The following is a 14,371-nucleotide window of genomic DNA, read 5'->3' on the forward strand; positions in this document are numbered from 1 at the left end:
GGAGCGCGTAGGAGTGCGGCGGGGGCGGGGCCGTGGTGTGCGGCCCCGCCTCAGCTCTGGTTGAAGAAACCGTCGGAACGGTGCGCGGCCGGCTCGCCGCTGATGACCTGGGTGTCGGCCGGGCTCAGCAGGAACACCCGGGTGGACACCCGCTCGATCGAACCGCGCAGACCGAAGATCAGTCCGGCCGCGAAGTCGACCACGCGCTTGGCGTCGGTGGCCTCCATGGCCGTCAGGTTCATGATGACCGGGACCCCGTCCCGGAACAGTTCGCCGATGGACCGTGCGTCCCGGAAGCTGTCCGGGGTGACGGTCGCGATGCGGCGGCCCTTCTCCTCCGCCACGTCCGAGGCCACCTTCACCCGCGGGTCCGTGACCCAGGCGTCCCCGGAGTCGGAGCCCTCGGTGTAGTCGTCGTCGTAGTAACGCTCGTCATCGTTGTCGTCGACGAGGCCGAGCCACGCACTCGCCTTGCGTACCGATCCCATGGACGCCTCCTCTCACAGCGGTCTTTCGTGCTTCCGCATCCCTATGGTCATCCATGATGCGGACGTCGCGCCAAGTGGATAGACGCCGCCCGGGGGGTTTGTGACGGTACTGGTGCACAGCGAATCCGTCGAGAGTCCTTGTGTCCCAAGGGTCCTTTCCCAAACGGATGCTGACTGTGAGTGAAATATGATTCTTCCCGGCACACGGGTGAGGGAGGGTGCGTACGGGTGAACGCGGCGATCGATACGATGCCGCAGCTCAACGTCGTACGCACCACGGGGGAATGTCGTGTTCGGAATCGTCAGGCCGTGCAGGCACCGGCTCGGAGAAAGCCTCACGAGCCAGTGGATGGCGCATTTGTGCGGGTTGTGTCTCGCGCTGCGCAAGGACCATGGACAGTTCGCGCGGATCGTGACGAACTATGACGGGCTTCTCATATCGGTTTTGACGGAGGCTCAGGCCCACGGCGGGGCCGGGACCGGCGGGGGCGCCGGGCGGCGCAAGGCCGGGCCGTGTCCGCTGCGCGGGATGCGCACCGCGTCCGTCGCGCACGGTGAGGGCGCCCGGCTCGCGGCGGCGGTCTCCCTGGTGCTGGCCTCGGCCAAGGTGCGTGACCACGTCGCCGACGGGGACGGGCTGCTGGCCCGCCGGCCGGTGGCCCTCGCCGCCCGCCGGGTCGCCACGGGCTGGGACGCGGCCGGAGCGCGCGGCGGCAGTGCCGTCGGGTTCGACACCGGCGTACTGGTCGACGCCGTCGACCGGCAGGGCGGCATCGAGGCGCTCGCCGGGCCCGGCACGCCCCTGCTCACCGTCACCGAGCCGACCGAGACGGCGACCGCGGCCGCGTTCGCGCACACCGCGTACCTCGCCGGGCGGCCGTACAACGCGGAGCCGCTCGCCGAGGCGGGACGCCTCTTCGGCCGGCTCGCCCATCTCCTCGACGCCGTGGAGGACAAGGAAGCTGACGCCGCGTCGGGCGCCTGGAACCCGCTCACCGCCACCGGGACCCCGCTCGCGGAGGCCCGGCGGCTGGCGGACGACGCCGTGCGCGGGGTGCGGCTCGCACTGCGCGAGGCCGAGTTCGGTGACGGCCGGCTGGTGCACCGGCTGCTCGTGCACGAGCTGGGCAACTCCGTCGACCGCGCCTTCGGCACCGTCTCCTGCGCCCACGGCAGCCACCCGTACGCCCCGCCCGGCACCCCGGGGGCCCCGGGTGGGCCGGGCGGACCGACGCCTCCGGAGCCGCCCCGCCGCGACCGGCGCGGGCTGCTCGCGGGGTGTGCCGTATGGCTGGGGCTGGCCTGTACGTGCCAGCTGTGCTGCGGCACGTACCACGACCCCTGGAGCGGGGAGCCCAGGGAGGGCTCGTGCACCAACTACGACTGCAGTGGATGCGGTGACTGCTGCAGTTGCTGCGAGTGCTGCGGCAACTGCTGCGGTGACGACGGGTGCGGGTGCGACGGCTGCGACTGCGGGTGCAGCTGCTGAGGCGGTCCGTTGTGCGAGGGTTGTCTCCATGACGACGGACGCATCCGACGAGTGGAAGCGGTGGCACGAGCAGCGCATCGCGGCGGTGTCGGCGCCCTATGGGCCCCTCGCGCTGACCGGCACGTACTGGACGGCGGACTATCCGGACGGGCAACTTCCGGACATCCCCGGGAACTGGACGGCGGACGGCGACGCGGTACTGCTGACGGCCACCGGGGCGGACGGGCTCACCGTGGACGGGCGGCCCCTCGACGGCGAGGTACGGCTCACGGCCGACCCGGGACCGGCGAGCGCGGCCCGGGTGGCCTGCGGCGAGCGGCGGATCGTCGTCCTGCTGCGCGAGGGCGCCTGGGGCGTGCGCGACTTCGATCCGGCCGCCGGGGCGCGCCGGGCGTTCCGGGGCATCGCGGCCACGCCCTACGACCCGCGCTGGTCGGTGCCGGGGCACTTCACGCCGTACGACACCGGGCTGCGCAGTGTGCGGGTGCCGAACGCGGACGGGCGGGAGCGCGGGCTCGGTCTCGGCGGTGAACTGGCCTTCACCCTGGAGGGGCGGCACCTGACGCTCCAGGTGAGCGTGGAGGCGGACGGCTCGCTGTGGGCCGTCTTCGCCGACGCCACCAGCGGGAGCACCAGTTACCGCTTCCGGTTCCTGCGCCCGGCCGCGCCGGACGCCGAGGGCCGTACGGTCGTGGACCTCAACCGCGCGCTGCTGCCGCCGTGCGCGTTCGCCGACCACTTCGTCTGTCCCTTCCCGCCGCCGGGGAACACCCTGGACGTCCGCATCGAGGCGGGGGAGCGCGAACTGCGCTGAGCGCCGCCGGGGTTGGTGAAGGTCGTCGAAGAGTCTCTCAGCGGTCGCACAGAGGTCGTACAAAGGTCGTTCAAAGATTGACGGCCGAAAGGCACTCTTGCGCCGACCGGTCGTTCGGCCGAATACTCCAACCTCAGCGCTTGTCAGGGCCACGACGCATCCGGAACCCGGGCGTCCATCCCTGGCTGCGCCTCACGGGCCCCCAACCCCACAAGAGGGCCCCCGACTTCCTTTGTGGAGGAACGAAAAGTGAGGATCAAGCGCACCACCCCCCGCAGCGGCATCACGAGACGGACTCGGCTGATCGCCGTATCCTCCGGCCTCGTGGCCGCGGCCGCGATCGCGATCCCCAGCGCGAACGCCGCACCCACCCCGGCCACCTTCAGCGCCGCCGAGCTCAACAGTGCCAGCGGCGCGGTGCTCCAGGCCGACGTCCCGGGCACCGCCTGGGCCGTCGACAGCAAGTCCGGCCGGGTGCTTCTCACGGTCGACAGCACGGTCTCCCAGGCCGAGATCGCGAAGATCAAGGAGCAGGCCGGCGACAAGGCCGGCGCGCTCACGATCAAGCGCACCCCCGGCACGTTCAACAAGCTCATCCAGGGCGGCGATGCCATCTACGCGAGCAGCTGGCGCTGCTCCCTGGGCTTCAACGTCCGCAGCAGCAGCGGCGCCGAGTACTTCCTGACCGCCGGTCACTGCACCGACGGCGCCGGCACCTGGTACTCCAACTCCGGGCGCACCTCGGTCATCGGCTCGACGGCCGGCTCCAGCTTCCCGGGCAACGACTACGGCATCGTGCGGTACTCCGGCTCCGTCAGCCGGCCCGGCACCGCGAACGGCGTGGACATCACCCGTGCGGCCACTCCGAGCGTGGGCACCACCGTCATCCGTGACGGTTCCACCACCGGCACCCACAGCGGCCGGGTCACCGCCCTGAACGCCACCGTCAACTACGGCGGCGGCGACGTCGTCGGCGGGCTGATCCAGACCACGGTCTGCGCCGAGCCCGGCGACTCGGGTGGTCCGCTCTACGGCAGCAACGGCACCGCGTACGGTCTCACCTCCGGCGGCAGCGGCAACTGCCGATCCGGCGGTACGACGTTCTTCCAGCCGGTCACGGAGGCCCTGAGCGCCTACGGCGTCAGCGTCTACTAGTCCGTCGGTCCGTATCGGTCCGTACACCGAAGCGCAGCCGGCAGCACGACGAGCCCCCGCACACCAACCGGTGTGCGGGGGCTCCCCTTTGTCCGCCCTTCGTCCTCCCCTTTGCGAGGACCGGTGCCGCCACCGCGTGTAGACGCACACTCGGAGGCCGCAGCGCAAGGGGCGAATTCAAGACATGGCCAGACCTTGTCGCCCGGTCCCCGGTTACTCGCTCGTAGCGTTTGCTGGAGTGTTCGCCGCGCGAATCCTGCTGGAAGGGACATGAATGGTGAAGGGCGTGTGTGCGCGCTGAAGTTGTCGTGCGCACGTCCTGAAGTCGACCTTGTGTGCCCCCTGTGGGGTTGGAAGAGTTAGCGCTCGTCAACCAGCCTTCCGGCCCGTGAGGTCCCCACAATCTCCCGGGCCGACCCCCCACAGGAGGACGTGAGTTGAAGCACCGACGCATACCCAGGCGGCGTGCCGCAGTCGTAGGTGCGGGTATCACCGCACTGGTCGCCGCGGGAGTCACCTTCCAGAGTGCGAACGCCAGCGAGGCCCCGCAGGCCTCCGCCCCCGAGACCCTGTCGGTCACGGCGGCCGGAAAGCTCGCCTCCACGCTGCTCGGCGACCTCGGCACCGACGCGGCGGGCACGTACTACGACGCGCAGGCGAAGAGCCTCGTCGTCAACGTGCTCGACGAAGCCGCCGCGCAGACCGTCGAGGAGGCCGGCGCCGAGGCGAGAGTCGTCGAGAACTCGCTCGCCGAGCTGAAGAGCGCCCGCACCACCCTCACCGAGGACGCCACCATCCCGGGCACCTCCTGGGCGACCGACCCGACCACCAACAAGGTCGTCGTCACCGCCGACCGCACGGTCTCGAAGGCCGAGTGGGCCAAGCTGACCAAGGTGGTCGACGGGCTCGGCGCCAAGGCCGAGCTCAAGCGGACCAAGGGTGAGTACAAGCCCTTCATCGCGGGCGGCGACGCCATCACCGACGGCAGCGGCCGCTGCTCGCTCGGCTTCAACGTGACCAAGGGCGGGGAGCCGCACTTCCTGACCGCCGGTCACTGCACCGAGGGCATCACCAGCTGGCAGGACTCCTCCGGCAACCAGCTCGGCGACAACGTGACGTCCAGCTTCCCTGACAACGACTACGGCCTGGTCAAGTACACCGGCCAGGTGGACCACCCGAGCGAGGTCAACCTCTACAACGGCTCCTCGCAGGCCATCTCGGGTGCCGCCGACGCCACCGTCGGCATGGAGGTGACCCGCAGCGGCTCCACCACCCAGGTGCACTCCGGCACGGTCACCGGCCTGGACGCCACCGTGAACTACGGCAACGGCGACATCGTCAACGGCCTGATCCAGACCGACGTCTGCGCCGAGCCCGGCGACAGCGGCGGCTCGCTCTTCTCGGGCGACAAGGCCGTCGGCCTCACCTCCGGCGGCAGCGGCGACTGCACCTCGGGCGGCGAGACCTTCTTCCAGTCGGTGACGGAGGCCCTGTCGGCCACCGGTACGCAGATCGGCTGAGCGCACCCGCATCGCAAGCAGAAGTCCCGTCCCGCGCGCGAGGGGCGGGACTTCCGCGTGCTCGCGTGCGTACGGCGGTCCGGCCGGCCCGCGGGTCAGCCGGACCGCGGGTCAGCCGGCCTGCGGGTCAGCCGGCCTGCGTCGGCAGCTCCGCCTCCTGCCGCCTGCGGCGCAGTGCGGCCGCCAGGATCGTGATGACCGTCCCCGCGACCGCCCACGCCCACAGCACCAGCAGGGAGACGGTCGTGTCGTTGCCCTTGAAGTAGGCGATCGAGCGGGCCGCCCAGGTGCCCGCGCCCGGTGGCAGCCACGGGCCGATCTCCTTCCAGAACGGCGGCAGCATCGGCAGCGGGAAGGCGCCGCCCGCGCTCGGGTTGCCCGCGATCACCACCAGCAGGATCGCCAGCCCGATGCCGACGATCCCGAAGACGCCCTGGAGGGCGAGCGTGGCGGCGCCCACCGCGAAGGTGATCAGCGCGCCCAGCCCCCACAGGTCCACCACACTGCCGGGCAGCGCGCCCAGGACCGGCCCGATGATCACCGCGCCGCCGAGTCCGCCGACGATCGACACCAGCGCCATCACGATCAGCCGGATCGCCGCGCGACGCGGGTTGGCGGGCCGGGCGCCGGTGCTGATCGCCAGGATCGAGGCGCACAGATAGCCGCCCACGCACCAGCCCACGACCAGGTAGAAGGACGACAGCCCGTCGAAGTCCTGGGGCGAGGCCGGCGCCACGTCGACGGTCCGCACCGTGCGGCCCTCGGCCTGCTCCACCTTGGCGACCAGGCCCTCCAGGGTGGTGGCGAGGACGGTCCCGCCGCCGGAGGCGACCAGCAGGGTGTCGGTGCGGCCGGAGGGATCGACGACCAGGGCGCCGTCGATCTCCCGGTTCATGATCTGCTTCCGGGCGCTCGCCGCGTCGGCCACCGTGCGCGGATCCAGCGGCGACCCGGGCAGCCGCTCCAGCCTGCCCACCGTCTGCTCGGCGGCCGCCGGGGGCGCGACCACCCCGAAGGGCACGTCCCTCGGCTTCGGGTCGTGCAGCGCCCCCACGTAGGAGGCGATGAACAGCAGCTGGAGCGCGATCACGCCGAGCACGAGCAGGGTGGCCCGCGGGGTGACGGCGTCCTTCACCTCACCGAGGAAGGAGCCGCTGCGACGGTCGGTGACCGGGGTGTGCGACATGTCCCCACGGTCCGGGCCGACGGGCGTTTGCGCAGGTGGGGCGGGGCCGAACGGATGTCGCACACGCATTCGAAAATTGGTCTATGGTGGGGGTGAGGTAGTTGGGAACAGACGTTCGATAAGCGCGTCGGGTTCATGGGATCGGGAGGTGCGTGTGCCGGGTTTCACGCATCTGCACACCGTCTCCGGGTTCTCCGCGCGCTACGGCGCCTCCCACCCGGAGCGGCTGGCCGAGCGTGCCGCCGAGCGGGGCATGGACGCCCTCACCCTCACCGACCGCGACACCCTCGCGGGCACGGTCCGCTTCGCCAAGGCCTGCGCGAAGGCGGGCGTCCGCCCGCTGTTCGGCGCGGAGCTGGCGGTGGCCGCCCCCCAGCCCGAAGCGGACCGCACGGAGACCTCCGTACGCCGGGACCGGCGCCGCGTCCCCGTGCGTGGAGGCGCCTTCGTCGACGAGTCGGCCCCGCGGGTGACCTTCCTCGCCCGGGACGGCGCACGCGGCTGGGCCGACCTGTGCCGGCTGGTGTCCGCCGCCCACACCGCGCCGGACACGCCCCTGCTCTCCTGGGCCGACAACCACGCCGACGGCCTGACCGTCCTGCTCGGCCCCGACTCCGACGTCGGCCGCGCCCTCGCCGCCGGCCGCCCCGACCGCGCGGCGCGGCTCCTCGCCCCCTGGCGGGAGGTCTACGGCGACGCCCTGCGGCTGGAGGCCGTCTGGCACGGCCGTGAAGGGACCGGCCCCGGCTCCCTGCGCCTGGCCGCCCGCACCGTCGGCTTCGCCGCCGAGCAGGGCATCCGGCCGGTGCTCGCCAACGCCGTCCGCTACGCGGACCCCGGCCAGGGCCCGGTCGCCGACGTCCTGGACGCCGCCCGCCGCCTGGTCCCGATCGACGCCACCAAGGAACTGGACTCCGGCGAGGCCTGGCTCAAGGACGCGGATGCCATGCGGCACGCCGCCGAGCGGATCGTCGAGTCCGCGGGCTTCCGGCGCGACACGGCCCACCGCCTGCTGGAGCAGACGCGGGCGACGGCCGCCGAGTGCCTGGTCGACCCGGAGGACGACCTCGGCATGGGCGCCGTCCACTTCCCCGAACCGCACCTCGTGGGCGCCGGCCGCCGCACCGCCCAGCGCGCGCTCGCCTCCCGGGCGGCGGCGGGCATGGTGCGGCGCGGCTACGACCGTTCACCCGGTGCGCGGCACTACTGGGAGCGGATGCACCACGAGCTGGACATCATCGCCCACCACGGCTTCGCCTCGTACTTCCTCACCGTCGCCCAGGTCGTGGACGACGTACGGGACATGGGCATCCGGGTCGCGGCGCGCGGCTCCGGCGCGGGCTCGCTCGTCAACCACCTCCTCGGCATCGCGCACGCCGACCCGGTCGAGCACGGGCTGCTGATGGAGCGCTTCCTGTCCAGGGAGCGGGTGGTGCTGCCCGACATCGACATCGACGTGGAGTCCGCGCGCCGACTGGAGGTCTACCGCGCGATCATCGGCCGCTTCGGCACCGAGCGGGTCGCCACGGTCGCCATGCCGGAGACGTACCGCGTGCGCCACGCCATCCGCGACGTCGGCGCCGCGCTGTCCATGGACCCGGCCGAGATCGACCGCGTCGCCAAGTCCTTCCCGCACATCCGCGCCCGCGACGCCCGCGCGGCCCTGGAGGAGCTGCCCGAACTCAAGGAACTGGCGGGGGAATCCCGGCGGGAAGGAGGGGGGCGGTACGGCAGGCTCTGGGAGCTGGTGGAGGGCCTCGACGCCCTCCCGCGCGGCGTCGCCATGCACCCCTGCGGAGTGCTGCTCTCCGACGCCTCCCTGCTCTCCCGTACGCCGGTCATGCCGACCAGCGGCGAGGGCTTCCCCATGGCGCAGTTCGACAAGGACGACGTCGAGGACCTCGGGCTGCTCAAGCTGGACGTGCTCGGCGTGCGGATGCAGTCGGCGATGGCGCACGCGGTCGCCGAGGTGAAGCGGGCGTCGGGCGCCGAGGTCGACCTGGACGCGGTGCCGGACGGCGATCCGGCGACGTACCGGATGATCCGCTCCGCCGAGACGCTGGGCTGCTTCCAGATCGAGTCGCCGGGGCAGCGGGACCTGGTCGGAAGGCTCCAGCCGGCCACTTTCCACGATCTCGTCGTCGACATCTCGCTCTTCAGGCCCGGTCCGGTCGCCGCCGACATGGTGCGGCCGTTCATCGAGGCCAGGCACGGGCGGGCGCCGGTGCGCTACCCGCACGAGGACCTGTCGGAGCCTCTGAAGGGCACGTACGGAGTCGTCGTCTTCCACGAGCAGATCATCGACATCGTGGACATCATGACCGGCTGCGGACGCGGCGAGGCGGACCGGGTACGGCGGGGGCTGTCCGACCCGGAGTCGCAGGGGCGGATCAAGGTGTGGTTCGCGCAGCACGCGACGGCGAACGGGTACGACGCGGAAACGATTCAGCGGACCTGGGAGATCGTCGAGGCCTTCGGCTCGTACGGCTTCTGCAAGGCGCACGCCGTCGCCTTCGCCGTGCCGACGTACCAGTCGGCGTGGCTGAAGGCCCATCACCCGGCCGCCTTCTACGCCGGTCTGCTCACGCACGACCCCGGCATGTACCCCAAGCGGCTGCTGCTGGCGGACGCGCGGCGGCGCGGGGTGCCGATCCTGCCGTTGGACGTGAACAAGTCGGGGGTCGCACACAGGGTCGAACTGGTGTCTGAATCTCCGCGTCGGGCGAAGGTGTGGGGCCTCCGTCTCGCCCTCCTGGACGTGCACGGCATCAGCGAGGCCGAGGCGGAGCGGATCGCCGAGGGACAGCCGTACGCCTCCCTGCTCGACTTCTGGGAACGGGCCCGCCCCAGCAGGCCGCTGGCCGGACGGCTCGCCCAGGTCGGCGCGCTGGACGCGTTCGGCGCCAACCGCCGTGACCTGCAACTGCACCTGACCGAGCTGCACCGCGGCGCCCGCGCCGGACGCGGCGACCAGCTCCCCCTGTCCGGCGGACGCAGGACCGCCTCCGCCGGGCTGCCCGACCTCACCTCGGCGGAGAAGCTCAGCGCCGAGCTGGGCGTGCTCTCCATGGACGCCTCGCGCAACCTGATGGACGACCACCGCACCTTCCTGAACGAGCTGGGCGTCATGTCGGCCAAGCGGCTGCGCGAGGCCCGGCACGGGGAGACGGTGCTGGTCGCGGGCGCCAAGGCGGCCACCCAGACACCGCCGATCCGCTCCGGCCGCCGAGTCATCTTCTCCACCCTCGACGACGGCACCGGCCTGGTCGACCTAGCCTTCTTCGACGACTCGCACGACGCCTGCGCGCACACCGTCTTCCACTCCTGGCTACTGCTGGTGCGCGGAGTGGTGCAGCGGCGCGGCCCGCGCAGCCTCAGCGTCGTGGGCTCCGCCGCCTGGAACCTCGCCGACCTGCTGGAGGTGCGCCGGGAGGAGGGGCTGGAGGGCGTCGCGGCCCGGCTGGCCGGTACGGGCACAAGCCAGGGCGACGATCCCGAGGACGGACCGACGCGCAGACGCCTCGCCGGTTCGGACGGGCAGCCGGCGCCGACGGGTTCCGCGGCCCAGGACCCGATGGAACAACGGCGCATCCGCATGCCCACGGGGTACGAGATGCATCCATGGGCCGATCTGCGCCCCGCGGGCGAAGGGCCCGCGGTGGGAAGGAAGTTGTGGCACCAGAGTCCGGGGAGTGCGGGATGACCATTCTCTGCGTACGTTTCCAGCTGCCGCCGATGTACGAGGCGGCCCTGCCCCAGCTGCTCGGATTGCTGGAGGAGTTCACGCCGGTCGTCGAGGCGCTGCCGCCGGACGGGGCGCTGGCCGATCTGCGGGGCGCCGAGCGGTACTTCGGGCGCGACGCCGTGGAACTGGCCTCGGTGATCCGCGTCCGCGCCCTCGCGCTGTACGGCGTCGACTGCGTGATCGGCGCCGGACCGAGCCCGATGCCGGCCCGCATGGCGCTGCGGGACGCCCGCCCCGGGCTGACCCGCGCGGTGCCGGAGGGGGCGGTGGCGGAGTTCCTCGCCGGGAAGCCCGTCGCCGCGCTGCCCGGCGTCGGCACCGCGACCGCCCGCACGCTGTGCGAGTACGGCCTCGACACCCTCGGCCGGGTCGCCGCCGCGCCCCTGTCCACACTCCAGCGCCTCGTCGGCGCGAGGACCGGCCGCGAGCTGCATGAGAAGGCGAACGGTGTCGACCGCGGCCGGGTCGTCCCCAACGGCGTCTCCCTCCCCCACTCTCGGCTTCGCTCGAGCGGGGGGACCCCCATTCTGGCCGCCGACCGCCCCTTCGACCGCGACGAACTGGACCCCGCCCGGCACCGCCGTGCCCTGCTCTCGGCCACCGAGGAGCTGGGCGCCCGGCTGCGCGCCGTGGACAAGGTGTGCCGTTCCCTCACCCTCACCGTGCGCTACGCCGACCGCTCCGCCACGACCCGCAGCCGCACCCTGAAGGAGCCGACCGCGCACTCGGCGGCGCTGACGCGGGCCGCGTACGACATGTACGAGGCGCTCGGCCTCCAGCGTGCCCGGGTCCGCTCGATCGCCCTGCGCGCCGAGGGTCTGGCCTCCGCCGAGCAGGCCTCCCACCAGCTCACCTTCGACCCCGTGGACGAGAAGGTCCGCCGGATCGAGGAGGTCGCGGACCGCGCGCGGGCGAAGTTCGGGCCGAGGGCGGTGATGCCGGGGTCGCTGGCGGCGTGAGGCCCCCGCGGGTCAGTTGGCCCACGGGGGAGTGATCCGGGTGCCGTCGGCCAGCTCGGCCTCCAGGCCGACGGAGGTGGTGACCCAGGACGTCGCGGTCCGGTCGGTGGGGTTCTCGACGGCGAGGGTCGCCCCCGGGTTGATGATCACCGTGTCGCCCGCGGTGACGCGCTCGGTGCGGCCGTCGAGGGTGATCAGCAGTTCGCCGGTGAGCAGGTGGAAGATCTCCTCCCGGTTGACGGTGTGCGCGGGCGCCTTCGTGCCCGCCGGGATCTCGCCCCGCCAGGCGCACAGCTCCTTGCTGCCGCTGCGCGGGGTGGCGTACGAGACGAAACGGGCGCCGTGGATCTCGTGGGTCACGGCTTCGGACGAGCGGACGACGGGCATGGCGGACTCCTGCCGGCGGGGGTCTGGTCAAGCCCTTTTGGTCAAGTGGCTTGACCATCTTGTCGGCCTCTATGGTCAAGGTGCTTGACCAATACGTCAAGGGTGTTTCAATGCCCCCGTGCAGAACTCCGACGCCATGGCCCTGTCCGCCGCCGTGCTCGCCGCCGCGGGTGGGCTCACGCAGCGCATCCACGAGGGTGTCGTCGCCCGTGGCTTCGAAGGGCTGCGGCCCGCGCACGGATTCGCCTTCGCCCGGCTGGCCCCCGACGGCGCGACGGTCACCGACCTCGCCGCGCATCTCGGGATGACCAAGCAGGCCGCCAGCCAGCTCGTCGACGAGCTGGTCCGCAAGGGGTACGCCGAACGCCGGCCGCACCCCGCCGACGCGCGGGCCCGGCTGGTCGTGCTGACCGAGTCGGGCTGGGCCTGCACGAGGGCCGCGGAGGAGGCGGCGGCGGAGGCCGTGCGCGCGTGGGTCGACGTGCTCGGTGAGGGCGAGGTCCACGCGCTGCGTGACCGTCTGCTGCGGGTCGCGCCCAACGGGCCCGTGCGGCCCGCCTGGTGAGCCTCTGCTGCCCGCGGTCTTCGGCCGGCGAGGCGCACGGCACGCCGAGCGGGGCCTGTCCGGTCTGAGCCGCCGGACAGGCCCCGCGTTTCCCCCGTGTCCTGGGTCAGCCGCTGTGCCGGCCCCCGGCCGTGGCCCGCCGGCGGACCGACGCGAACAGCACGGCCGCGCCGACTGCCAGGGCGGCGGCGCCACCGACGGCGATGTAGGGCGTGGTGCTGTCCCCGCCGGTCTCGGCGAGGTTCTCGGTGCCCGCGCCGGCGGCCTTGACCTGGTTGGGCTCCCCACCGGCGGCCGGCGTCGCGGTGTCCTCCGCCGCCCCTGCCGCTGCCTCGGCCGCAGCCTCGTCCGGGGCGGCCGGGCCCGTCGGGTCCGTCGTCGTCCCGGCGTCCTGGTCGCCGTGGCCGTGGTGCTCGATCGTCGACTTGTCGGCCGCGGCCGCGATCTGCTCCTCGGACGGAGCGGAGGCGGCCGGGGCGGCACCGCCCGCGGAGTCGCCCTTCGCGGAGTCGCCGCTCCCGGCAGCGCCGTTGTCGCCGCCGAAGGCGATGTCGGAGCAGGAGTAGAACGCCTCCGGGCTGTCCGAGCGCTGCCACACCGCGTACAGCAGGTGCTTGCCGGAACGCTCGGGGAGGGACCCGGAGAAGGTGTAGAAACCGCCGGAGGCGGCCGGGTCGGTGACCGTGGCGACCGGTGCGGACAGGTCCAGGTCGCCCCAGCCCAGCGGCTCGGCCGGGTCGTAACCGGGCTTGGTGATGTACACCTTGAAGGTGCCCTTGTGCGGGGCCGTCACGCGGTACTTGAAGGTGTACGAGCCGCTGCTCACACTGGTCGCGGGCCAGTCGGCGCGGGCCAGGTCCATCCCCTTGAAGGCCGGGTCGTTGGCGCTGCACAGCTTGCCGTCCGGGATCAGCTCCTGGTGCTTGCCGGCGGCGTTGCCGATGCGGATGCCGTTCCAGTCGTAGAGCGCCTGCGTGCCGCCCGCCGCGACCGCCGCCTTGCACGCGTCCGACTTCGGGCTCTCCGGGCCCTCGGCGTGACACTGCGACACTCGGCTGACCGGGTCGCCCATCGAACCGTGCGCGGCCGCGGGAGCGGCGGCCAGCGTGGTCAGGGCGAGCGGGGCGAGGCCGGCGACGGCGAGGGCGGCGACCTTGCGGGACGCGGACGGTGCGGGCATGGGGAACTCCTCGAACGGTCACTGGGGACGTGGGACTTGGGCCGTGAACCCGTGGGGGTGATCAGCAAACTAGCCCCAAGAAACCGTGGAATCGCCTGCTGGCGACGGGTGACGGAGATCCTTATGGTCGCGTTAAGGGAGTGCTCAGGCTGCGCTGAGGTAGCTACCGTTCGAGCCATGACAGAAGAGCGGATCCGGCCGGCGACGGCCGCCGACCTACCGGCGGTGAAGGCGGTCACCGACGCCGCGTACCGCCCCTACATCGAGCGCATCGGGGTGGTGCCGCAGCCGATGGAGGCCGATCACGCGGCGAACGTGGCCGCGGGGAAGGTGTTCGTCGCGGAAGCCACGGGCGAGCCCGCAGCGGGCCTCGCGGGCCCAGTGGGTCCAGTGGGCCTGGTGGTCCTGGAGGCGTTCCCCGACCACCTCTTCCTCGACAGCGTCGCCGTCCACCCCGACGCGCACGGCAGGGGCGTGGGGCGGCGGCTGCTGCGGTTCGTGGACGCACACGCGCGTGCGCTGGGCCTGCCCGAGGTCAGGCTCTACACGAACGCGTTGATGTGGGAGAACCAGGAGATCTACCCGAAGTACGGGTACGAGGTCGTGGAACGCCGAGTGGACGGGCCCTACGACCGCGTCCACTACCGTAAGCGGCTGCTCTGACACGTCTCATGGCGTGACCGGCCCGGTCAGTTGTCCGGCCACCAGGTGCGCGCGATGTCCTTGCGGACCTCCGGGCGTCCCGAGGGGCGCTCGTCGGCCTCCTCACGGACTCGGCGGGCGTCGGTCTTCTTCAGGGGCTTCTGCACGGTCAGACGGCGCATGGCTGCCTCCTTACGGATCCACCGGGTTCCGCGTTCTCACGGAGGTAGACCCTTTCCCC

The 14,371-nt window shown here is 72.5% G+C and carries 13 protein-coding genes; 8 read left to right on the forward strand and 5 right to left on the reverse strand.

Annotated features, from left to right (window positions below; genetic code table 11):
• Positions 1-50: 50 nt before the first annotated feature.
• Positions 51-488, reverse strand: a complete 438-nt coding sequence (locus tag RI578_RS30740) for a cell division protein SepF (RefSeq protein WP_121746110.1) — start codon at positions 486-488, stop codon at positions 51-53.
• Positions 489-777: 289 nt separating this feature from the next.
• Between RI578_RS30740 and RI578_RS30745 the strand changes: the two genes are divergently transcribed.
• The 4 genes from RI578_RS30745 to RI578_RS30760 all read left to right on the forward strand — a co-directional run bounded on the left by RI578_RS30745 (position 778) and on the right by RI578_RS30760 (position 5,466).
• Positions 778-1,977: a DUF5685 family protein gene (locus RI578_RS30745; RefSeq protein WP_310874106.1), complete on the forward strand. Its 1,200-nt coding sequence runs from the start codon at positions 778-780 to the stop codon at positions 1,975-1,977.
• Positions 1,978-2,005: 28 nt separating this feature from the next.
• Entirely contained in the window at positions 2,006-2,791 is a 786-nt protein-coding gene (locus RI578_RS30750; protein WP_310874107.1) for a DUF1684 domain-containing protein, read from the forward strand.
• Between the two features lie 249 nt (positions 2,792-3,040).
• Positions 3,041-3,946 (forward strand): S1 family peptidase, encoded by a 906-nt coding sequence (locus RI578_RS30755; protein ID WP_310874108.1) that lies wholly within the window; start codon positions 3,041-3,043, stop codon positions 3,944-3,946.
• Positions 3,947-4,383: 437 nt separating this feature from the next.
• Positions 4,384-5,466, forward strand: coding sequence for a S1 family peptidase (locus tag RI578_RS30760; protein ID WP_310874109.1), 1,083 nt, complete (start codon positions 4,384-4,386; stop codon positions 5,464-5,466).
• Positions 5,467-5,593: 127 nt separating this feature from the next.
• Here the strand turns inward: RI578_RS30760 and RI578_RS30765 are convergent, their stop codons facing one another.
• Positions 5,594-6,652 carry a DUF3533 domain-containing protein gene (locus RI578_RS30765; RefSeq protein ID WP_310874110.1) on the reverse strand — a complete coding sequence of 353 codons (1,059 nt, stop codon included), beginning with the start codon at positions 6,650-6,652 and terminating at the stop codon, positions 5,594-5,596.
• Between the two features lie 154 nt (positions 6,653-6,806).
• Between RI578_RS30765 and RI578_RS30770 the strand changes: the two genes are divergently transcribed.
• The gene (locus RI578_RS30770; RefSeq protein WP_310874111.1) at positions 6,807-10,355 is read left to right on the forward strand and encodes a DNA polymerase III subunit alpha; all 3,549 of its coding nucleotides are present in this window, start codon (positions 6,807-6,809) and stop codon (positions 10,353-10,355) included.
• Complete coding sequence (locus tag RI578_RS30775; protein ID WP_310874112.1) at positions 10,352-11,356, forward strand: DNA polymerase thumb domain-containing protein; 1,005 nt, start codon at positions 10,352-10,354, stop codon at positions 11,354-11,356. Before RI578_RS30770 ends, RI578_RS30775 begins: the two co-directional genes overlap by 4 nt.
• Positions 11,357-11,368: 12 nt before the next feature.
• Here RI578_RS30775 and RI578_RS30780 read toward each other — a convergent pair whose 3' ends face one another.
• Entirely contained in the window at positions 11,369-11,743 is a 375-nt protein-coding gene (locus tag RI578_RS30780; protein ID WP_310874113.1) for a cupin domain-containing protein, read from the reverse strand.
• Between the two features lie 118 nt (positions 11,744-11,861).
• On the opposite strand from RI578_RS30780, the gene RI578_RS30785 reads away from it, so the two are divergent.
• Entirely contained in the window at positions 11,862-12,308 is a 447-nt protein-coding gene (locus RI578_RS30785) for a MarR family winged helix-turn-helix transcriptional regulator (protein ID WP_310874114.1), read from the forward strand.
• A 106-nt stretch (positions 12,309-12,414) separates the two neighbouring features.
• On the opposite strand, the gene RI578_RS30790 is transcribed toward RI578_RS30785, so the two are convergent.
• Positions 12,415-13,488 carry a lytic polysaccharide monooxygenase gene (locus tag RI578_RS30790; protein WP_310874115.1) on the reverse strand — a complete coding sequence of 358 codons (1,074 nt, stop codon included), beginning with the start codon at positions 13,486-13,488 and terminating at the stop codon, positions 12,415-12,417.
• A 177-nt stretch (positions 13,489-13,665) separates the two neighbouring features.
• Here RI578_RS30790 and RI578_RS30795 point away from each other — a divergent pair, with 177 nt between their 5' ends.
• Positions 13,666-14,151, forward strand: a complete 486-nt coding sequence (locus RI578_RS30795; RefSeq protein ID WP_310874116.1) for a GNAT family N-acetyltransferase — start codon at positions 13,666-13,668, stop codon at positions 14,149-14,151.
• Between the two features lie 26 nt (positions 14,152-14,177).
• Here the strand turns inward: RI578_RS30795 and RI578_RS30800 are convergent, their stop codons facing one another.
• Entirely contained in the window at positions 14,178-14,312 is a 135-nt protein-coding gene (locus RI578_RS30800; RefSeq protein WP_121746099.1) for a hypothetical protein, read from the reverse strand.
• Between the last annotated feature and the right edge of the window lie 59 nt (positions 14,313-14,371).

Origin of the sequence: Streptomyces sp. BB1-1-1, from assembly GCF_031597775.1 — a bacterium.
Taxonomy (GTDB): Bacteria; Actinomycetota; Actinomycetes; order Streptomycetales; family Streptomycetaceae; genus Streptomyces; species Streptomyces thinghirensis.

Excerpts from the sequence above, each read along its gene's own strand:
- RI578_RS30740 (WP_121746110.1), bottom strand. The coding sequence starts at position 488 with ATGGGATCGGTACGCAAGGCGAGTGCGTGGCTCGGCCTCGTCGACGAC.
- RI578_RS30750 (WP_310874107.1), top strand. The coding sequence starts at position 2,006 with ATGACGACGGACGCATCCGACGAGTGGAAGCGGTGGCACGAGCAGCGC.
- RI578_RS30765 (WP_310874110.1), bottom strand. The coding sequence starts at position 6,652 with ATGTCGCACACCCCGGTCACCGACCGTCGCAGCGGCTCCTTCCTCGGT.
- RI578_RS30775 (WP_310874112.1), top strand. The coding sequence starts at position 10,352 with ATGACCATTCTCTGCGTACGTTTCCAGCTGCCGCCGATGTACGAGGCG.
- RI578_RS30780 (WP_310874113.1), bottom strand. The coding sequence starts at position 11,743 with ATGCCCGTCGTCCGCTCGTCCGAAGCCGTGACCCACGAGATCCACGGC.
- RI578_RS30790 (WP_310874115.1), bottom strand. The coding sequence starts at position 13,488 with ATGCCCGCACCGTCCGCGTCCCGCAAGGTCGCCGCCCTCGCCGTCGCC.
- RI578_RS30795 (WP_310874116.1), top strand. The coding sequence starts at position 13,666 with ATGACAGAAGAGCGGATCCGGCCGGCGACGGCCGCCGACCTACCGGCG.
- RI578_RS30800 (WP_121746099.1), bottom strand. The coding sequence starts at position 14,312 with ATGCGCCGTCTGACCGTGCAGAAGCCCCTGAAGAAGACCGACGCCCGC.